The sequence below is a fragment of the Sulfurimonas xiamenensis genome, from assembly GCF_009258045.1.
GTDB classification, from domain to species: domain Bacteria; phylum Campylobacterota; class Campylobacteria; order Campylobacterales; family Sulfurimonadaceae; genus Sulfurimonas; species Sulfurimonas xiamenensis.
In genome coordinates, this window is sequence record NZ_CP041166.1 from 1,066,512 (window position 1) to 1,087,227 (window position 20,716).

Sequence of the window (20,716 nt, forward strand, 5' to 3'; positions counted from 1 at the left end):
ATACGCCCTCTTCTCGTTCCTATCGTCCTCGATGGGAATGCATACTGTAACAATAACCTGACATATAAAACTACACCCCAGTGAATGAATCTCCACTTTTTTTCTTATTCACAGCCTCCTGCGATGGGAATGCGTACCATCAAACAACCTGAAATACGCACTCCTATGTAGGAACATGGGAGCGAGTAATACCATATAAAATTAAACTACGCCCCTAATATTTACTAATTTTTTGCTCATCAACTCTTTGTATAGCAACACTCTTATCGATACCTGCAGAGTATTTATAAACAAGTATTCCCCCGCTTCTTCCTTGATAAAGTGAAACTATCAACAGAACTACTATTAAAACAAGAGAGACATTCTCATATAAAAGAGAGTCTTTAGAAATGGCAAGCCATTTTACTATAGAAGTCGCTATTAAAATAGCTACAACAATAAAGCCGAATATTTTATGGCTATTTAAAGAGCTTACACCTTCTTGAATGATATTTTGATTTGCCATAATTTTTTGTGCATCTTCTATTCCGCTGATTATAGCGAGAAAAGATGCCAGCATCGCAAAACCGACAATTCTAAATGCTGCTTTGGAATAAGCTTTGTCTTTTGTAATGAAGAAAGTAAATTGGGAAAACAAAGCAATAACTGGTAATGCTACCACAAAATGTACAAACGGAGGATGTAATATATTCATTTTTCTTCCTTGTATTTAGAGAATACATAAATTATAGTATTAAAAAAATTAATAATATATTAAATGCTTTTCAAGTTACACCCCAATGAATGAATCTCCACCTAAGAGATTTTCTAGTTTTTTCTCGTTCCCATGTTCTCCGTGAAAACACATACCGTACAACAACATGAAATAAACACTTTCATAAAGGATCATGCGAGCATAATAAATACGAAGTAATAATTTTGTTCACAGGATTTATTTAGAAAACTCGATGATGTGTTATAATAGCCACATCCGTGCACTTAGCACTAAAGAGATAAAATGTTTTGATTTGCATTTATACCAAACAAAAGGAAGTAGAAACATGAAATACCAAAAGTTTTTTGACGAGATAGAACTCATCACATTACAAGATGAGCTGGCGCATTTTCTCGGGGTAAACGATGATGGGATACTTGAAATTTCCTATCTGGATATAGTAAAGGTAGCCGGTCACAGTTGCGCAACTGTCGCAGGAGCCTATCTCATTGCTCTTAAAGGGTTGAAAGCGTTGTACGGAGATGAAATTCCCAAAAGAGGTAAAATCAAGGTGGAGTTGCAAAAACCAATTCACGAAGAGCATACCGGCGTGGTTGGTTTTGTACTCTCAAATATTACAGGAGCCACTACGGATTATGGCTTCGGCGGTATCCCAGGCGGCAAGTTTAATCGTCAGGATTTGCTTTTTTACGGCGCACCTATCGATACTGATGTTCGATTTACACGCCTAGATACAAACAAGCAAGTGGGCATAAACTACCGACCGGGCAAGGTAGTAAATCCTATGCAGATTCTTACGAGTGCCATCGGTCCCAACGCTACACCGGAGGATAAAGAAAGTTTTCCCCACCGCTTTCAACAGATGGTTCACACTCTATTTAAAAACAAAGACACAGTAATTGAAGTGGTTCAATATTAAACCAACTCCCTCTCCTTCCCATCGCTTTCCGATGGGAATACAAAGTATTGTGTAGCAGAGCAACTCCTTGAAAATTAAGTTATTAAAAAAAAGTTTCTTATTTTTAACAACTTCTTTGATATATGCTGACACAGTATCACTTGTTTTGGAAAATGATGCAATCGTTGGGCAAGATCATCATTACACAAATGGTATATACCTTACTTGTATGAGTGAAAACAACACTACATTTCCTGATCTTTTAAGTTTTATTGATTTAGAACAAAAAAATATCGCTTTTTCAATCTCACACGCTATATTTACGCCTGAAAATAAAGAGATTAATACAAGAGATTTAAATGATTTACCTTATGCGGGTTATGTTGACTTAAACTTTTTAGCTTATAAATCATCTGCAAATTTTTTTCATGAAGCGGGTATAAATATAGGTATGGTTGGTCCTTTTGCACAAGCGGATACGCTGCAAAAAGACTTTCACTCTCTATTTGGATTTAATGAACCAAACGGGTGGGATAACCAGTTAGATGATGAATTTATCTACGGGATTTCTTATAATGTCGGTTACAAAACAGATCCCTTTGCAATTCAAGATTTGAGCTTAGACCTCACGACAAATATCAAAGCTGACCTTGGCAATTTTTATACTGGAACATTAGTGGGCACTTCTTTGAGGCTGAGCAGCATTGCGATGCGTAGTTTTACTACTGCAGGAAATTTCATAGGTGCGAATGAGACCTCAGTGCTTAATTATGAACCAACCAAAAGTTTTAATTGGGCATTATCCCTTAGCATATATTACAATAAATTTAATACCTACTATTTAATTGATGAAGCAATTGAAGAGGGATATTATCTTGATGAATTAGACTATATAATTAGTCAAAAACTTGCTTTAGATCTCTATTACAATGCTCTAAAAGTCTCTCTTTATCTTAAATCTGTTGATATTCAAACAAAGAGTATATTTTCTTCTAGTAATGAAAAAATAGGCGGCATCAGTATTATTTGGAAGTGGGACTGAGTTTTTAACACACCATGCAAATTCATTCCCTTGTTGAAACCATAAAAAACATGCATTAGAGAGACTGCTTTTCTTCTCACCTCTTCTTAAAAATAAACACTCAAAAATAGCAAAAGCCGTTAAAGCGTTCTCTTTGTATATTTTAGTTATTATTGCAAAAAATATTTAATAAGCACAAAAAGGTCAATTATGGGTTTAAGTATCGGTCTTGTAGGACTTCCAAATGTAGGCAAATCAACAACTTTTAACGCACTTACAAAAGCACAAAACGCGGAGGCGGCTAACTACCCGTTTTGTACCATCGAGCCAAACAAGGCAGTCGTTCCTGTTCCTGATGTAAGATTGCAAGAACTTGCAAAGATAGTAAATCCTGAACGCATTCAGCACTCTACTCTTGATTTTGTAGATATCGCAGGATTGGTTAAAGGTGCTAGCAAAGGTGAAGGACTAGGAAACAAGTTTTTATCTAACATCCGCGAGACTGAAGTGATTTTACATATTGTCAGATGTTTTGAAGATGATAACATCGTTCATACAGAGGGAAGCATCCACCCGCTAAGAGATGTGGAGATAATCGAGGGAGAGCTTATTTTAGCTGATATCGAGGTTTTACAAAACAGAGCAGACAGACTTAAAAAACAGGCAAAAACTGACAAAAGTGCAGCTGCTGTTTTAGCTTTAGCAGAAGAACTTTTAGAGTTTTTAGCTGATGGGAATCTGGCTAAAAACTTTCCAAAAGCAGACAGTGACGAGTATAAGCAGCTAAATCACGAAGTAAGACTCTTAACAGGCAAAGAGATTATGTACGGTGCAAATGTCGATGAGGAAGGTCTGGTTGAAGACAGCCAATATGTACTGGACCTAAAAGAGCATGCGGCAAAAAACAACTGCGAACTTATAAAACTTTGTGCAAAAATCGAAGAGGAGCTCGTCGGTCTTGAGGATGATGAAGCAGAAGAGTTTTTAAGCTCTCTTGGCGTTGAAGAGTCTGGACTTGGACAAATCATCCAAAAAGGTTTTGACAAACTTGGACTTATGAGTTACTTTACAGCAGGTGTAAAAGAGGTTCGCGCTTGGACAATCCGCAAAAACACTACGGCTCCAAAAGCAGCAGCAGTTATTCATAATGATTTTGAAAAAGGTTTTATCCGCGCAGAAGTTATCTCCTATGAAGATTTTATAGCCTGCGGCGGCGAAGCAAAAGCAAAAGAAGCAGGAAAAATGAGACTAGAAGGCAAAGAGTACATCGTACAAGACGGCGATATCATGCACTTTAGATTTAATGTCTAAAGTGCAAATAGAATCAAACTTAAGCTTTACGACTCTATACTTTTTTTAAAAGTTAATAGCGCAAAGGTGAAAAAAAACACTCCTATGGCAAAGATTGCAAGCAGATGTTTCCACACCACTTCAAATCCGGCTCCTCTAAAAAGTATCGCTTGCGCAACATCTATAAAGTGACTTGTGGGAGAGAGCCTCATAATATACTGCAAAATCTCGGGCATACTTTCATAAGGTGTGATTCCGCCTGAGAGCATCATAAGAGGTAACACGACTAACATAAACATCATACCGAGTTGAGGCATAGACTTTGTAATAGTACCTATAAAAATCCCTATGGATGTTGTAGAAAAAAGAACTAAAAGAGAGCTAAATAAAAACAGAGTCATAGATCCTGCAAGAGGTACCTGTAATAGCATATCTACAATCACATATAGAGAAAAAATCACACTTACCAAAATCACAACCATTGTCGCGAAGATTTTTGAGAGTATAATTTCTGCCGTATTTATAGGCATAACAAGAAGATGCTCAATCGTGCCGTGTTCTCTCTCACGCATAAGAGCCGCAGCGGCAAGCAAAATTGAGAATGTCATAATATTATCTATAACTTCATTAATGCTTCCAAACCAAGTGCCTGTTAGATTGGGATTATATTTATAGGTTGGCACAATCCCTATCTTTGGAGTAGTTGATGGAAGTTTTAAAAACGAAGCTACCTCTTGGGATATTATTTGTGAAATATATCCTGCACCGATGCCCGCCTGAGACATCCTTGTAGCATCAATATTTAACTGTAGTTCAGTTTTTCTGCCTTCTATAAGATCTCTTTCAAAACCGCTTGGTATTACAACAACAAAAGTATAGAGTCCTCTGTCCATTCCTCTATCCATCTCATCATAAGATATAAGTTCAGGAGTATTGAACATTGGTTTATAAAAAGAGTCGATAACTCTTTGTGAAAACATAGATCTGTCTTCATCCACAAAAGTAATCGGAGCATTTACCAGCTCAGTTGAAGTTGCTTTTGCACTTATATAAATAGCAAAACTAAATGAATAAAATATCAAAAAAAGCATAACTTTGTCTTTTGAAAGTGTTTGAATCTCTTTTACAACAAGACGATATATATTTAAAATATGTTTTACCATTATTTTTCCTGTTTTTTAAGTAAAACTGCGCTTAATACACTAAGAACGACTATTGTAACAGCAAGTACAAAAAAATCAAAATGCAAACCCTCAATACCTACATCTTTGCTAAAAATACCCCGACTTATGTTAATGTAATATGTTGCCGGAAATATATGTGCTATAAATGCACCCGCTCCTTCAAGTGAAGTTATAGGGTCTGTAAGCCCCGAAAATGTAACAGTCGGCAAAAGAGTAAAAATAGCTGTTCCCATCAAAGCGGCAATTTGAGTTTTTGTAAAAGCAGAAAAGAGCATGCCGATGCCTGTAGTTACTGTTACATAAAGAAGCGACGCAAAAAAAAGCAGCAAAAAACTTCCTTTTAAAGGGACTTGAAATATATATAAAGCAAGAACCATTAGTCCCAAAAAACTTAACATGCTAACGGCTATATAAGGGAGCTGTTTACCGAGAAGAAATTCAAATTTTGTAACCGGTGTTGCATAAAAATTTATTATGGATCCAAGCTCTTTTTCTCTTACAATGCTAAGTGCCATCAAGATAGATGGAATAAAAATCAAAAGCATCGGGATAATAGCCGGAACCATAGAGTAGATGCTTTTGAAATCCTGATTATATCTGTATCGCATCTCTATATCTAAAGGCATATTTTTTTCACTTAAAAATTTTGTCAGATACTCTCTATGAAGCCCCTCAATGTACCCTCTTATAGTCTCTGCTCTAAAAGATTGTGTACCATCTATCCATACTCCTATTTCTACATAATTTTCTTTTGATAAATTGCGCCCAAAATCAGGAGGTATTTCAAGAGCAATACTTATGCTTCCTCTTCTCATCTCTTCATCCATATGAGCATAAGATTTAAGTGCAGATTGCTCTAAAAAGTATCTCGACCCTGAAACATTTTGGATATAGTCTCTGCTTTGCGGACTTTGATCATTATCTAAAACTGCAAATTTCAAATCCTCTACATCCATGGTTATTCCAAAACCCATAACAAACATTAAAATCACGGTGCCAAGCAGTGCAAATACTACTCGTACGGGGTCTCTTATAAGTTCTAATGATTCACGATATGCATAACCAAAAAATCTAAGAAAGGAAAAAATTTCACTCTCTTTTTTATGACTCTTTTTATTTATGGTTATGCTTCTCTTCTGCTCTTTTGTCTCTCCTATTGCTTTATATAAATACTCTATAAAAGCATCTTCAAGATTCTCTTTATTTTTTGATTTTATAAGATTTTTCGGCGTGTCGCTTGCAAGTACTTTTCCCTGATGCATCAAAGAGATTCTATCGCACCTCTCTCCTTCATTCATAAAATGCGTGGATACAAAGATAGTAACGCCTTCGCTTCTTGAGAGTTTTATCAAAAATTCCCAAAATATATCTCTTGAGATGGGATCAACCCCTGAAGTAGGCTCATCAAGCAGTAACATTTTAGGTTTGTGTATTACGGCAACAGCCAAAGATAGGCGTTGTTTAATTCCTAAAGGAATATCACTTGCAAGAGTGTTTTCATATTTTTTTAACAAAAAATACTCAAGCATCTCTTCGACTCTCTCTTTTATAAGAGAATTTTTTATTTGATAAAGCTGCGCATGCAAAATCATATTTTGTTTTACAGTAAGCTCATTATAAAGTGAAAATGCCTGAGTCATATAACCGACATTTTTTCTCATATCAAGACTATTTTCTTTTATAGATTCGCCAAAAAGTTTTATACTCCCCATAGTTGGTGCAAGAAGTCCGGTCAGCATCTTCATAGTAGTAGTTTTACCGCATCCGTTTGAGCCTAAAAAACCAAAAATTTCACCCTGTTGTATCTCAAAACTTACATTGTCAACAGCTTTAAAATCCCCAAAACACATAGTAAGATTATTCGCTTCAATAGCTAATGCCTCTTTTTTGTTTTCATCTTTTTTAGATGTTATCAAATCCGAATGAAAAGCTCTTTGCTCTTTTGGAAGAAGTGCTATAAACGCAGCATCAATTGTATCTGTATCTGTTTGTTTTAAAAGTTCTTCTGGAGTGGAGCTGCTTAAAATTTCACCCTCATTTATTGCTATAATATGATCAAATCTTGCTGCCTCCTCCATATAAGCAGTCGCCACCAATACGCTCATATCTTTCATAACTGCTCTAATAGAATCTATAAGCTCCCAAAATTGTCTTCGCGAGAGCGGATCAACTCCGGTTGTAGGTTCATCAAGGATAAGCAAATCAGGGTCATGTATCAAAGAACAGCATAATCCCAACTTTTGCTTCATTCCGCCAGAGAGTTTTCCGGCAGCTCTATCTTTAAAATCATAAAGTCCAATAATTTTTAAAAGCTCATCTATTCTTGTTTTTCTCTCTTTTTTTTCAAGACCAAAAAGTCTGCCGAAAAATTCAATATTTTCATAAACACTAAGACTCATATAGAGATTTTTTCCAAGGCCTTGTGGCATATATGCTATCTTTTGATATAGTTTTTTGCGAAACTTTTCATTTCGTATATCACCCTCAAATACTTCAACACTGCCGGTTTGAATCTTACGAACTCCGGCCATAATAGAGAGCAAAGTTGATTTTCCAACGCCGTCAGGTCCAATAAAACCTACCATAAGACCGCTTGGAATATCTAATGTGATATTTTTTAACGCTTGCGTATTTTTATAATTATGTGAGAGATTTTTTATTTTTACTACAGAAGAGCTCATATCAATTGGACGATTTTAGATAGCTTTTTGGCAAATTGCTTAGGCTTTTTGGCCAAGGAGCAGTTTCATCAAGGCGTATATAGGCTACACCCGGCAATCCTGTTTTAACTTTTTGTATATACTTTTTTAAAAGATTATAATCTATCGTTACTTTTACTCTAAACATCAGCTTAGCTCTCTCATCCTGCGTCTCTATCTGCTTAGGAGTAAACTGTGCTTTTGGAGATATAAAAGTTACTTTTGCAGGAATAGCGATATCCGGCAGCGCATCTAAAACAACTCTGGATTCTGAGCCATAATCTATAACGCCTACTGCAGATGTTGGCAAAAATATAGTCATATAGGTATCTAAAAGATCAAGTAAAACAAGTACATTTTGGCCGCTTCCTATTACTTCACCCTTTTGAGATAGTTTATAGAGTATTCTTCCCTCTGTAGGAGCATAAAGAGTACTCTCTTTTATATTTACTTTGATAGAATCAGCTTGAGCAACTGCAGAGGTTATAGTAGCCTGCATGCGTGCTATATCAGTCTCTGCAGCTTTCATGGCAGCTTTAGCTGATTTGTATGAAGTCTCTTCCTGTTGATATGTAAGCAAAGAGATGGCACTTTTTTTATAGAGTGTTTGTGCTCTTAAGAAGTTCTCTTTTGCCAGGGAAAGTTCACTTTTTCTTTGCTCTAAAATTGCTAAAGCATGGTTTTTACCCTCTTTCGCCTCTTCTATCTGTGCTTGTGCCAGACGAAGTTTTGCTTCTAACTCATCCGTATCGAGTTTAGCAAGCATTTGACCTTTTTGTACAATTTCACCCTCTTCAACATACACATCAACCAATCTTCCTGGAATCTTTGTAGCGATGTTGATTTGCGTTGATTCAATTCTGCCGTTTCCAAAAGCAAAATTTTCAAATGTGTTAGAGTTGTTTATACGCTCATTTATATATTTGTAACTTATAGTAATTACACCTATAAATAAGAGAAAAAGAATAGATTTTAAAATTTTTTTAAACATTTGCTTCCCTTTTTTTAAGCATAAAATATAATATCATATGAGAACTTAAACATATGTTGCCAGAAAAGTATACTTATTATAGTGCAAAAATACAGTTATTACTTTATTTTTGCAACTGTATCGCCGTACTTAACATGCTCTCCTGCTTTAACACAAGGCTCTAGCATATCTTTTTGCGCCAATACCACAATGGTTGAACCCATCTCAAAACATCCAAAATCATCACCTTTATTTAAATATACATCATTAAAGTGATATACACTGCTGCTAAGAGCATCTGCGTTTGTTTTTATCTTTGGCTCAAAAGAGACCTGCATAACACCCACATTTAAGGCACTTACAAGAACCATATAAAATCTTTTTTTAGACGGAGTTTCACACTGCAAAACAACACGCTCATTTTCTACAAAAAGATTTAGTCTTTTTTTAAGAGAAGGCATATTAACCGGATAAAACTTTCCTGGAATATGAACAGCTTTTAGCACTTTTAGATTTGTAGGGATATGATAACGATGATAATCTTTTGGAGAAAGGTAAAAATTTATAAATGTTCCGTTTTTAACAAGCTCCTTCTCCTCTTTGCTAAAATGCGCACCCAAAAGCTCATCGCTGTTATATTGCATCCCTTTGATCTGGAGTGCATACTTTTCATCAATCTCTCCGCACTCAGTAATATAAGAGTCGCTTGGCGATATAAAATCCTCACTATCTAGCGAGTATTTTCTATCTTCTCTTAGTTTTCTTGTAAAGAGCGCATTTAAACTATGATATGTTTCAGGATTATGAAATTCACTCATATCAAGTCCCATGACTTTTACATAAGAGTTGTTTATAAAATTTTGAATTGGTTTTGGAAATTTTTTGTTTGCGAATTTTCCAAAAGTTTGTGAAATTGCCGATGTTATATGTTTTTTCATTCTCTACTCCCTTATCTCTCTCTTCGCTATCTCTTCTATTAAAACCGTGGCATAAGAGCCTTTTGGAAGCGAAAAGTTAAGCTCATACTGTGCCTCTTCATTTTTGTATCTTCCTTCAACTCCCTCAGGATATACCCATGCATATCTTCTTGTACCATCCGCATTTATCTCATCGTCAAACTCTTTTTCAATAACTCTTGCCACATCAGAAGAGAGTTTGGCTTTTTTACCACAGAGTAAGCCAGTAACAGAGATATCTTTTTCATTAAATCTATTGAGATCATGCTCAGTACCCTCAAAATCGAAAAGCCTGCCATATGGATAGTGTTCCATAATATCCCCGCTTATTAGTTTAAAAGGGTGCTTTTGCGCTTTCATTTTTGTCAATTCATCTTTTGATATATTAAGCAGTGGTTCTAACTCATTTACTTCAAACTTTTGAACTAAAGTATTGATTTCCAATCTTCTACTTAGCCATAAATTAAAAAGATGGCTTTGATAAGCACTGATAAGAAATTTTTTTACCTTGGGATTGCGCTCTTTTTTTTCACCTTTTGCAATTTTTTCACCATCAATATGGTTATTGCCGTCAGTTCCAAAACGCTGATAACCAAAAAAATTCGGCATTCCAAACTTTGCTATGTTTTTTAGAGCTTCATCTATCTTTTTTGCAGAAGTCGGGTTTACCTTTTTAAGTTTTATAAAAAATCTGTTACCGTTTAAATGCCCTATTCTTATCTTGTTGTTGTGGTAGGTTTTTGATAATATTTTTATACCTTCATGCTCAAATGCATTCATCTTCTCTTCATGTTTTTTGTGCAAAGAGATATACTGTTTCGTCATTGCATGCTTGTCTTTTAAACCAGCATACCCTATCTCTTTTTGCTGTATCCCCAAATATTTGGAAATTATCGAAACAAGTTCAAGAGTCGAGAGTTCTTTTTTTCTAACAAATAAAATTAAGTGCTCACCCTCCCCTGAAAATTCATAAAGAGGAATCTCTTCAACCACAAAGTCTCTTGGTGTCTGTTTAAAATGAAAATCTATACTTGAGTGGTCTAGCGAATAAAATCTATCCATATTTTTATAATCCTATAATTTAAAAATGATGTGCTTTACATCTGTTTTTGTAACTTTTTCTCACGCTTTGCGCTATGATACTTATGGGCGTTCTGCTTAATTTTGCTCTTCTTAAAACTGCTTTTTTGTCTCTTTTGTCAAATCCAAAAAGCATCTCATACTCTTCACCGCTGCAGCCAATGTTTTTTTTGACGGGTCTGTAAAAGTTAAAGCCTGATTTGTTGGCTGATGAAAGTTTATCCAAATCGCTAAAAAGCCCGTCTGATATATCCATGCCGCAACTTAAAAAACGAGCACTATTGTAAATAAACTTATCTCTTAATTCAATATTTACAAATTTTGATTTTTTATGAATTTTGCCTAAATTTATAAGTCTCTTTAGATCTTTGCCACTTCTTCCCAAATTGCCCGTATAGGCAATCAAATGTCCTTTTTTTAATCCTCTTCTCATCAATGGTTTTTTGGTTTTTGAAACTATAGTAATCGTAATATCTAGTTTTACATTGCTAATCGTATCTCCGCCTATAATCTCTATGCCATATTTTGCAGCAACATTTTGAAATCCTGCCGCCAACTCTCTCATTTGAGCTTTTGTTATATCTTTTGGCATAGCAACACTTAAAAGAGCATATTTTGGTTTTGCATTCATAGCAATTGCATCAGAAATATTGACCATCATCGCTTTACTAGCTATTTGATAGTGATTCATCCACTCTTTTTTAAAATGTACATCTTCAAAAAATGCATCTTTTGAGTAAACAGTATCATCTATCAAAGCCCCATCATCGCCGATGTGAGCATTTTTAAACTGAGATATAAAGTAATTTTCTAAATTCAATAAAACTTCTTAAAATGCTTTAAGTTACTATTAAAGCCAATATATATAAAATAGTAGGTTATTATACCATCTTATAGGAAATTCTCATTATGAAACATTCCATAAAAAATATATTTCGTAATCTAATTCTATTTCTTTTTACGGCAACAATATTGGCTGGAGTTGGTATTTTAGTAATAATAAATCATATTAATTCTTATAAAAAAATAGAAAATTTAAATAATCAAAAATATATTATTTCAACACTTGTAAATTTGCCTAAAAATGATTTGGCACTAACTCTTATAGAGTTTAACAGCAAAAGCAGCCAACTAAATTATGAAATCGAAAAACTTTACAATATGTATGAATATGATTTTATGGAGAGATATATACTTTCAAATGAGAAAGAATATCTTGCTGATTTAGACAGACTAAGCTCTCTTGCAGCAGCATTCAATAAAAAAGCTGGCAACTATTATAATGAAAAAACAGAGCAAAATGAATTAAGAAAAAGCTCCGATTCTCTTTTGGAACAAATCAACTCTATAATATTTAAAACTACAACATATAATCAAACAAAATTTGATATTTACAAAAATATAATATTTGTAATTTTTGCCATACTTTTTTTGGCTTCTGTTTGGTATAGAAACAGACTAAATGCGATATATAGAGATTTAGAATTTTTATACAACAATGAAGAGAATAAAAATTATAAAATATTTTCCAAAGAGATTAATGATATCTTATTTAAAATAAAAAGAAAACCTGTAACATCTGAGAATCTGACAATGATTGATCCTGTAACAGGAGTGAATAATTTAAAAGGAATGATCAGCTCTTATGATGAAAAAAAAGATATCAAAGAGAGAGGTTATACAGCAGTAACTGTAATAGAAGTTGACAACTTCTCAAAAACAAATAGAGTTTATTCTCAAGAACTTACACAAACTATACTTAAAAAAATTGCGTATTTATTATCTCTACATCAACAAACTGCTGATGTAATTGCAAGAACAGACTATAATCAGTTTACTCTGATATTTTCTAGAGATGAGAAAAAAGAGCTCTTTAAAGATGTAGAAAATATTCGTGAAAATATTTCTGAATTAAGAGTAGAATCTCCAGAATTAGGAGAGATAGAGATAACGGTAAGCGGCGGATTTGTTATGAAACCATACAATCTGCCACTTGAAGAAGCAATCAAAGAGGCTAAAAAGATTTTAAAATTTTCACAAGATCACGGTAAAAATAAAATCTCTCAAGTGAGAGATTTAGCTCGTAACGAGTTATAAAAAAGAGACTTTAACTCTATGTTTATCAAAACCAAGAGTTGTTATGTTTTTTTCACCCTCTAACAACATTTTAAATTGTTGCTGTGAAATTACGGGGAGTTCTATCTCTCTGTTCATTATCTTTTCTATTCTTTTTTGCTCTTTGTCAAAAAGCATAAGATCATTTTCATCTCTAACAACTATAAAATCAGCATTTTCATCTTTTGCTTCAAGAAGAATTTCTCCGGCAATTTTAAGTGAAAAATCTTTATCTGCAAGAGCAGAATATGGGGCTAAATCTTCTTTTGAGTGAGACAATGCTACATAATTTGCTTTAGAATTTTTGATTATAGAAGCACAAGATTTTTCATCTATACCTTCAAATTCTGCTATATTAAAACCTTCAAAAGATTGAAATATTTTTACATTTTCTATTTTCGAATCTGAAATTGCATTTTTACTCATTTTAAAATCTGTAACTTTTGGTAGCATTTCAAAAAGAGATCTTATTTTGTTCTCTTTATTTGCATCATAATTAAAAACTCTGCGTTTTAATGAAGTGTGATACCAAATTCCAGTTTCTTTACATGAAATCTTCTCTAAAATCTCCTGTTTTAAATCAGGATTTTGCTCAATTATATCACTTGCTATTAACAGTGAATGATCTCCAATATAACTTCTATGAATATCGTATGTATTGGAAGCAAAATAGTCCAATTCATACCTTTTAGCATACTCATCCATTTGACTTTGAGTAATATAATCCTTAAAAAAACTAATTTTCTCTATATAATCTCTTTTATCAACAATAAGATCATTTAAAGCCCTGTAAATACTAACAGGCTCTATTTTAAATTCGTTGGATGTTTTTTCAACAATATCCGAGATTAATTCATTTGCATTTAGATACAAATTGTTTATTTTTAGATTAAAATCACCAACTGGATCATAAGCAAATTTTTCAATACTGTTTATATCGTTTAAAAGATCTAAGATAGTATCTTCGGCTTTATACTTTAGAGTATATTTTTTATAATACGGCAGATAGTCAGCTTTAGCATCAAATCTAAAAAGTTCTACATGTACTTCTGTTGTCATCACTTTCCTTACATTATATAATAGTAAAAAATAAAGACAAAGTATATCACAAAAAAAACAAAAACAAAGTGTGTAAATTCTACACTTATCACACTTATAAATATGGGTGATTATGGAACATTTTACACATTTATAATAACTTTTTATCATTCACAAAGGGTAAAAATTGTACAATCAGCCTTATTTTATTCTTATTAACAAAGGAAAGCTAATGGGTATTCCTATATATACTTACGATGCAATCATTGTCGGTGCAGGTCTAGCAGGATGTGCCGCTGCAAGAGAGTTACAAAATGCAGGTAAAAAAGTTGCAGTTATAACCAAACTACATCCGCTTAGAAGTCATTCAGGAGCTGCACAAGGCGGCGTTAATGCTGCTTTTAGCGATAATGACAGTGTGGAATTGCACGAATTTGACACGGTAAAAGGAAGTGACTACTTAGCTGATCAAGATGCTGTTGAGTTTATGTGTAAAAATGCACCGGAGACTATTCGCTGGGCAGAGAGAATGGGTGCGGCATTTAGCAGAACTGCCGATGGAAAAATCGCGCAAAGACCTTTTGGCGGACAGTCATCCCCAAGAGCATGTTATGCAAAAGATAGAACAGGTTTAACGCTTTTGCAAACTATTTACGAGCAGGCTTTCCGCGTCGGTGTTGAGTTTTGGGATGAGTGGTATGCTGCCGACCTTATCTATAAAGACGGTAAAGTTTCAGGTGTAGTTGCGTTTAATATACGGGATTTGCAAGTAGCCATTTTTAATGCTAAATCTGTTATGTTTGCAACAGGCGGATATGCAAGAAGCTATAAAATCAACTCAAATGCACATGCAAATACGGGTGACGGACTCTCTATCGTAGCGCGCCACGGGCTGCCGCTAGAAGATATGGAGTTTGTTCAGTTTCACCCCTCAGGACTTTCAGGAAACGGAGTTTTAATCTCTGAAGCGGCTCGCGGTGAAGGCGGTCGTCTCTATAACTCTCTTGGTGAGAGATTTATGGAAAAGTACGCTCCAAATGCTATGGAGCTTGCATCTCGTGATGTTGTGTCTCGAGCTATCTTAAATGAGATAAGAGAAGGGCGCGGCGTTGGACCGAGAAAAGATGCAGTTTACATCGATGTAACTCACTTAGGAAAAGATTTAATCATGGAGAGACTCCCTGAGCTTCGCGAACTTGCCATGACTTTCTTAGGCCTTGACATGATAAAAGAACCTATCCTTATCTCTGCAACAGCGCACTACTCTATGGGCGGTATCCCTGTAAATATTGCCGGAAATGTTCGTAAAAACAACAACGAATTTGTAGAGGGATTTTATGCGGCGGGTGAGTGCTCATGTGTTTCAGTTCACGGTGCAAACCGCCTTGGTGCAAACTCTGTTCTTGAAGCGCTTCTCTTTGGTCGCTTTGTGGGCAAAACAATGGTAAATGAGATAGATACGATTCCTCTTCGTGAAGCAACAGAAAAAGATGCAAAGAGAGCTCTTGATGAGATTGATTTTGTACTCAACAACAACGGAACTGAAACAATCACACAGCTTAGAGAAGAGCTTCAACAGTGTATGACTGCAAATGCAGGTGCATTTAGAACAAAAGAGACATTAGAGATTGCGGTTGCAAAAGTTAAAGAACTTCGTGCTAGATTTAAAAACATCCGCATAAAAGATAAATCAAAAATCTTTAACACGGAACTTCAAGAAGCTATAGAGTTTGGTCATATGATTGACTACTCTGCATTTATCGTAGAGAGCGCTATTGCTAGAAATGAGAGCCGCGGCGCGCACTTTAGAGAAGATTTTGACACTCGTGATGATGAAAACTTCTTGAAACACACTATGGCTTACATGGATAAAAAAGGTGATATAGTACTTGATTATATGCCTGTTGTTCTTGGCAAGCATGAGCTAAAAGCAAGAAATTACTAAGGAGAATTTATGAGCAAAGATTCAATTACTAAACAAAAAGTAAACTTCAAAGTATTTCGCTTTAATGCTGATGAAGATTATCTTCCATACTATGAAAACTACACAATGGATGTTACTTCTGAAGAGGTTGTTTTAGACATACTAAACAGAATAAAATGGGATCATGACGGAAGTTTTTCATACAGAAGAAGTTGTCGCCACGGTATCTGCGGGGCATGTGCCATCAAAGTAAACGGTAGAAGCACTCTCGCATGTAAAGAGAGCATGTCTACTATGGTAGAGTACTTTGGAAATGATCTCACAATCGAGCCTCTTAATACAAAAAGAGCCGTAAAAGATATGATTATTGACAAAGCCGACTTCTGGGAAAAACATGCGGCTGTGACTCCTTATCTGGTTGCAGATGTTGATGAGTGTCCTTCATGTGAAAACCTTGTATCTCCACATGATGCAGAGGAGCTAGACGAGGCTGACCTCTGTATCCAGTGCGGGGCATGTCACTATGCTTGTCCGGTTGTTGAGATAAACAGTGATTTCTTTGGTCCTGCAGCATTTGCGGCAGCTTACCGCTTTGAAGCAGACATTCGTGATAACGACGGCGAAAGACTTAGCAATGTCAATGAAGAGAAACAGGGTGTTTGGGATTGTGTCAAATGTTTTGAGTGCGCGGAAGTTTGTCCAAAAGATATAAATCCGATTGCTAAAATCACGAAACTTCATCAAATGGCGTTTAAAAAAGGTGTGGCAAAAAACAATGTCGCAACTCGTCATGCAGTCGGTTTCTTACACTCTATCAAAAAACATGGTGTTCTTGATGAGGGCGGTTTAGTTCTCTACTCTGAAGGGCCCTCAATTGTAAAACATATTCCAGTCGCTCTTCAAATGTATAGAAAAGGCAAAATAATCATGCCTTGGAATATGCCAAAATCAGACAATCTTGATGAGATACAAAAACTTGTAAAATCATCATCAACAGTAAAGTTCTAGGAGTAAAAGAGATGAAAAAATTAAAATATGCACTTTTTACAGGATGTACGGCAAAACAGAGTACTCCGGAACAGATGATGTCAACTTTGGCAGTTGCAAAAAAACTAGATATTGAACTTGTAGAACTGACAGAAGCTTCTTGCTGCGGCGCTTCTCACCTGCAAGACTATGATGATTTTCTCTCGCTGGTACTAAATGCAAGAAATATAGCATACGCTGAAAAACATGGTCTTACAATGGTCACTATCTGTAATACATGTCAGCTAAACACTGCTATGACAAAACACAGACTCGATAATAATGCAGAACTAAAAGCAAAGGTCAACGAAAAGCTTGCAGAAGTCGGTTTAGAGTACAAAGGCACCTCAAACATCATCCATTTTTTGTATGCGATTATCGATGATTTCGGTTTAGATAAAATCAAAGAGATGGTTGTAAAACCATTAAGCCAGTTCAACATAGCTCCGTTTTACGGTTGTCATAACATCCGCCCTTCAGAGCTTCATGACGAGTCTCACAAACAAAAAGAGAACCCGTACAACCCTACTTCACTTGACGACCTTATCATCGCATGCGGTGGCATGAATGTTGAGTATGAAGAAAAAAACAAATGCTGCGGTTTCCATGTAGAGCTTCAAGCTCCTCATACTGCGGCAGTTCTTACAGGAAATGCAATAGCGGGAGCAACGGATAACAACGCCGACATGATGGTAACACCATGCCCGCTTTGTCATCTAAAACTAGACACTCAAACTAAACATGCATCAGAAGCTATAGGCAGAGAAGTCTCACTTCCAGTTCTTCACATGCAGCAAATGGTAGGTCTGGCACTAGGATGCAGCCCTGTAGAACTTGGTTTAAAGCACCATGTTACGGATGTGAACTTCATCTAAAATCACAAAAACAGAGAGATAAAATCCCTCTGTTTTTTTCTACATGTTAAAAATTTCCACCCTTTCTTCTAGCAATACCTCAATCATTTAAATAAACAATTTTCGTGTTTGTTTAATTAGCTAATATCAAGCTGTTTTGTATATAAGAAATACACCCCTGAAATACACCCCTGTGAATGGAAATACACCCCTGTGAATGAATCTCCACTTTTTAAAAAATTATATACTCTAAGTTTTAACTAAAATCTTTCAATTTGCAATATGTTTAATTGTAATGAATATAAATAGTTAAAATTCACATGATTCATAATTAAAAAATAGGATTGACAAATGCCGACAAGACTGAGAGTTGATTTAGCAGGGTATCATCATATTATAAATCGTGGAGTAAACCTTTGTGATGTCTTTAACTGCAATGATGACAAAGAGATGTTTTTACAAATCATCAATAAAAGTGCTACTCTTCATAAAATAATATTACATGATTACTGTTTGATGGACAATCACTATCACTTGCTGATAGAAACAAAAAATACTCAAAGAAGACGGTATCTTACATGTAAGGCAAGAGAAACAATTCCAAGAGCATTTTTATGATGTTTGTACAAAAATAGATAGAAACTTAGCAATACTTAACGCATACCAAGACGGTTACTCTCAAGCAAGCATAGCAACTTATTTGAATGTATCAAAATCATTGATAAGCAAAGTTGTAAAAAGTGGAGATTCATTCACAGGGGTGTAATTAGGGGTGTAATTACAAGTACTATAATAATTACTGCCAAAGGGATACTAAAGGCAACAAAGAGCTGGTTTCCCAACTCTTTGTTGCCCACTGTATAAGCAATAGCAAGTTTTGTTATAGAGTTGGAGAATGTTGCGATAACGATTCCGGTAAATGCAGTATGCAGTATAAGTTTTTCATCTGTATAGAGCGTGCTTAGCGAGAGGGTTATAGCATCAACATCACTTACTCCTGATAGCAATGAAGAGAGATAGACCCCTGTGCTTCCAACCCAATCCTGAAGCAGTGATGTAGTACCAAATACGATACCAAAGAGTAAACCAAACTTCAGTGCCTCTTTTAATTCCAATGGATTTTTATACATAAAGTCCACATCAATCCGGCTTTTCTCAGAGCGTTTATATAGATAATAAATATAAATATATCCCGCTATCGTGGCTAAAAGATAAGCAGGCAAAATTTTCATAGCGATATCGGTATTTATAAATGCTGATACGATAATAATCCTAACATACATTGTTGTACAAGCAAGTGCAATGACCGAAGCTAATTGGTGAGTTGTTTTATTTTTATCATCAACTTTTTTTGAAAAAGTGATGGTAGTTGCCGTAGAGGATAAAAAACCTCCAAAAAAACCAGCCACCATTATGCCTTTGGATACTCCTATGAGACGAGCAGCTATATAACCTGCGAAAGAGAGACCGGAAATAAGAACAACCATCATCCAAATAAAATATGGATTGATTATTCCATAAGGATCAATGGTTTTGTTGGGTAATATTGGAAGAACAATGAAAGTAATCAATAAAAAAAGCACCATTGACTCCAGATCTTTCTTTTTGGTACTGTCTGCGAGTTGTAATACATTGCTGCGTATATTTAAAATAAAAATTATTGCAACAGTTGTAAATGTAGCAAACATATATAAACCTTCATAAACGAGCATACCAACCAAAAATGCAGCAATAGCTGCGAACTCTGTGGTGGTACCAATTTTTTCATGACGAACTGCTCGGATAACGAAAGAACTTATAAGCAGTGTCCCAAATATAAAAGTGATTGCTATTGTAATCCAAATATAATCCGCTTTGAAATGTCCCGCTAAAACACCAAGTAAAGATATAATAGCAAAACTTCTTGTTCCGGTAAAAGTGATACTCTTATCTCTAAGAGCAAAACTTATCTCTCTTTGCAGACCAATTGAGAAGCCTAGCGCTATGCTAAGTAATATGGATTTTGCCGTTGTGAAATCTAGTTCCATACTTTTTCCTCTCTAAAATATAAATTATCTACACTCTTACAAACTATGGCTATTATAACACATCGGTGCTTTTTTAGATGACTTCATGTAAAAAATAATAATCAAAGAAATCAAAGATCCCTGATTTTAAATAAACTATTTTTATGTTTATTTAATTGTTTTTTTTGAGTAAATCAAGATAAAATGTTTATTTAATAAATAGTGAGCTTTAAAAAGGATAATTTATGAAATCCAAAATTGTTATATTTTTATTTATCTTTTTAATTACCGGTTGTGCATTTCATTCGGAACCAAAAGACAATCTAGAATTTCATCAAATATCGCAATTGTCCGAATTGGCAGGGGTTTATAAAAATAAAGGAAATCCATCAAGTTATCTATCTTGGATTATTTGGCCTGATATAGGAGAAATTACACCGGCTAGCAAAGAAACCACTAGTTCTAACATTAGGCATGAAGACATCGAGCTTATCGAAGTAATTCCAAAAAATAATTCACTTACTGTAAAAGCTATTAGCAAAGGCTGTTCTATTTTTGAAAAAATATACATTCTTGGTCAAGACTTTAAAATCAAAGATGGCAAAATTATTATTCGTAAGGAAGCACATCTTTTATCTCGGGGTGGCGACGATGTCCTTTTAGGACCAAGTTATGAGGATATTACATTAGGTCTTGACAGTAGTAAACATGCTAAATCTAGAAGCTTGGGTTATGCTGCCGGTCTTGTACTTATGATATTTCCAATGGCAGTTTCAGACACTTCAGATATTCGATATGATAGAGTAAGTAACAAGCCACAAAATTATAAAAATTGTAATAACAGGTAACAAAACTAAAATACAGTCAATAGTAAAAGAGACAAATAGTCAAAGGGTCAGGTAAATAAATAATTTTTTATATTCACTTAATTACTCTTTTT

18 protein-coding genes are annotated in these 20,716 nt (G+C 34.8%); 9 read left to right on the top strand and 9 right to left on the bottom strand.

Annotated features, from left to right (window positions below; genetic code table 11):
- Nucleotides 1–214: 214 nt before the first annotated feature.
- Complete coding sequence (locus FJR47_RS05405; protein WP_152299429.1) at nucleotides 215–694, bottom strand: DUF2231 domain-containing protein; 480 nt, start codon at nucleotides 692–694, stop codon at nucleotides 215–217.
- Nucleotides 695–947: 253 nt separating this feature from the next.
- Here FJR47_RS05405 and FJR47_RS05410 point away from each other — a divergent pair, with 253 nt between their 5' ends.
- From FJR47_RS05410 to ychF, 3 genes are all read left to right on the top strand, one after another.
- Entirely contained in the window at nucleotides 948–1,634 is a 687-nt protein-coding gene (locus tag FJR47_RS05410) for a hypothetical protein (protein ID WP_152299430.1), read from the top strand.
- A 67-nt stretch (nucleotides 1,635–1,701) separates the two neighbouring features.
- Nucleotides 1,702–2,655 (top strand): lipid A deacylase LpxR family protein, encoded by a 954-nt coding sequence (locus FJR47_RS05415; RefSeq protein ID WP_241855380.1) that lies wholly within the window; start codon nucleotides 1,702–1,704, stop codon nucleotides 2,653–2,655.
- Nucleotides 2,656–2,844: 189 nt separating this feature from the next.
- Complete coding sequence (gene ychF / locus FJR47_RS05420; protein ID WP_152299431.1) at nucleotides 2,845–3,945, top strand: redox-regulated ATPase YchF; 1,101 nt, start codon at nucleotides 2,845–2,847, stop codon at nucleotides 3,943–3,945.
- 26 nt (nucleotides 3,946–3,971) lie between these two features.
- Here the strand turns inward: ychF and FJR47_RS05425 are convergent, their stop codons facing one another.
- From FJR47_RS05425 to FJR47_RS05450, 6 genes are all read right to left on the bottom strand, one after another.
- Entirely contained in the window at nucleotides 3,972–5,087 is a 1,116-nt protein-coding gene (locus FJR47_RS05425; RefSeq protein ID WP_152299432.1) for an ABC transporter permease, read from the bottom strand.
- Nucleotides 5,087–7,789: a ribosome-associated ATPase/putative transporter RbbA gene (gene rbbA, locus FJR47_RS05430; protein WP_152299433.1), complete on the bottom strand. Its 2,703-nt coding sequence runs from the start codon at nucleotides 7,787–7,789 to the stop codon at nucleotides 5,087–5,089. The genes FJR47_RS05425 and rbbA overlap by 1 nt, the downstream gene beginning before the upstream one ends.
- A 1-nt stretch (nucleotide 7,790) precedes the next feature.
- Complete coding sequence (locus tag FJR47_RS05435) at nucleotides 7,791–8,798, bottom strand: HlyD family secretion protein (protein ID WP_152299434.1); 1,008 nt, start codon at nucleotides 8,796–8,798, stop codon at nucleotides 7,791–7,793.
- Between the two features lie 98 nt (nucleotides 8,799–8,896).
- Nucleotides 8,897–9,715 (bottom strand): phosphatidylserine decarboxylase, encoded by an 819-nt coding sequence (locus FJR47_RS05440; protein WP_152299435.1) that lies wholly within the window; start codon nucleotides 9,713–9,715, stop codon nucleotides 8,897–8,899.
- Nucleotides 9,716–9,718: 3 nt separating this feature from the next.
- Nucleotides 9,719–10,795, bottom strand: coding sequence for a tRNA pseudouridine(13) synthase TruD (gene truD, locus FJR47_RS05445; protein ID WP_152299436.1), 1,077 nt, complete (start codon nucleotides 10,793–10,795; stop codon nucleotides 9,719–9,721).
- A 19-nt stretch (nucleotides 10,796–10,814) separates the two neighbouring features.
- The gene (locus FJR47_RS05450; protein WP_152299437.1) at nucleotides 10,815–11,633 is read right to left on the bottom strand and encodes a thiamine-phosphate kinase; all 819 of its coding nucleotides are present in this window, start codon (nucleotides 11,631–11,633) and stop codon (nucleotides 10,815–10,817) included.
- 89 nt (nucleotides 11,634–11,722) lie between these two features.
- On the opposite strand from FJR47_RS05450, the gene FJR47_RS05455 reads away from it, so the two are divergent.
- Nucleotides 11,723–12,910 (top strand): GGDEF domain-containing protein, encoded by a 1,188-nt coding sequence (locus tag FJR47_RS05455; protein WP_152299438.1) that lies wholly within the window; start codon nucleotides 11,723–11,725, stop codon nucleotides 12,908–12,910.
- Here FJR47_RS05455 and FJR47_RS05460 read toward each other — a convergent pair.
- Nucleotides 12,905–13,987, bottom strand: coding sequence for a DUF5644 domain-containing protein (locus FJR47_RS05460; protein WP_152299439.1), 1,083 nt, complete (start codon nucleotides 13,985–13,987; stop codon nucleotides 12,905–12,907). The two genes, FJR47_RS05455 and FJR47_RS05460, sit on opposite strands and share 6 nt — an antisense overlap.
- Before the next feature lie 211 nt (nucleotides 13,988–14,198).
- Here FJR47_RS05460 and sdhA point away from each other — a divergent pair, with 211 nt between their 5' ends.
- The 4 genes from sdhA to FJR47_RS09750 all read left to right on the top strand — a co-directional run bounded on the left by sdhA (nucleotide 14,199) and on the right by FJR47_RS09750 (nucleotide 18,388).
- Nucleotides 14,199–15,911 (top strand): succinate dehydrogenase flavoprotein subunit, encoded by a 1,713-nt coding sequence (gene sdhA, locus FJR47_RS05465; protein ID WP_152299440.1) that lies wholly within the window; start codon nucleotides 14,199–14,201, stop codon nucleotides 15,909–15,911.
- 9 nt (nucleotides 15,912–15,920) lie between these two features.
- Entirely contained in the window at nucleotides 15,921–16,898 is a 978-nt protein-coding gene (locus FJR47_RS05470) for a succinate dehydrogenase/fumarate reductase iron-sulfur subunit (protein ID WP_152299441.1), read from the top strand.
- An 11-nt stretch (nucleotides 16,899–16,909) separates the two neighbouring features.
- The gene (locus FJR47_RS05475; protein WP_152299442.1) at nucleotides 16,910–17,791 is read left to right on the top strand and encodes a CoB--CoM heterodisulfide reductase iron-sulfur subunit B family protein; all 882 of its coding nucleotides are present in this window, start codon (nucleotides 16,910–16,912) and stop codon (nucleotides 17,789–17,791) included.
- 330 nt (nucleotides 17,792–18,121) lie between these two features.
- A complete protein-coding gene (locus tag FJR47_RS09750; protein ID WP_241691008.1) occupies nucleotides 18,122–18,388 on the top strand; it encodes a transposase in 267 nt (88 codons plus the stop codon).
- Nucleotides 18,389–18,522: 134 nt separating this feature from the next.
- Here FJR47_RS09750 and FJR47_RS05485 read toward each other — a convergent pair whose 3' ends face one another.
- A complete protein-coding gene (locus tag FJR47_RS05485) occupies nucleotides 18,523–19,797 on the bottom strand; it encodes an MgtC/SapB family protein (protein WP_152299443.1) in 1,275 nt (424 codons plus the stop codon).
- A gap of 224 nt (nucleotides 19,798–20,021) precedes the next feature.
- Here FJR47_RS05485 and FJR47_RS05490 point away from each other — a divergent pair, with 224 nt between their 5' ends.
- Nucleotides 20,022–20,624, top strand: a complete 603-nt coding sequence (locus FJR47_RS05490; RefSeq protein WP_152299444.1) for a hypothetical protein — start codon at nucleotides 20,022–20,024, stop codon at nucleotides 20,622–20,624.
- Nucleotides 20,625–20,716: the final 92 nt, after the last annotated feature.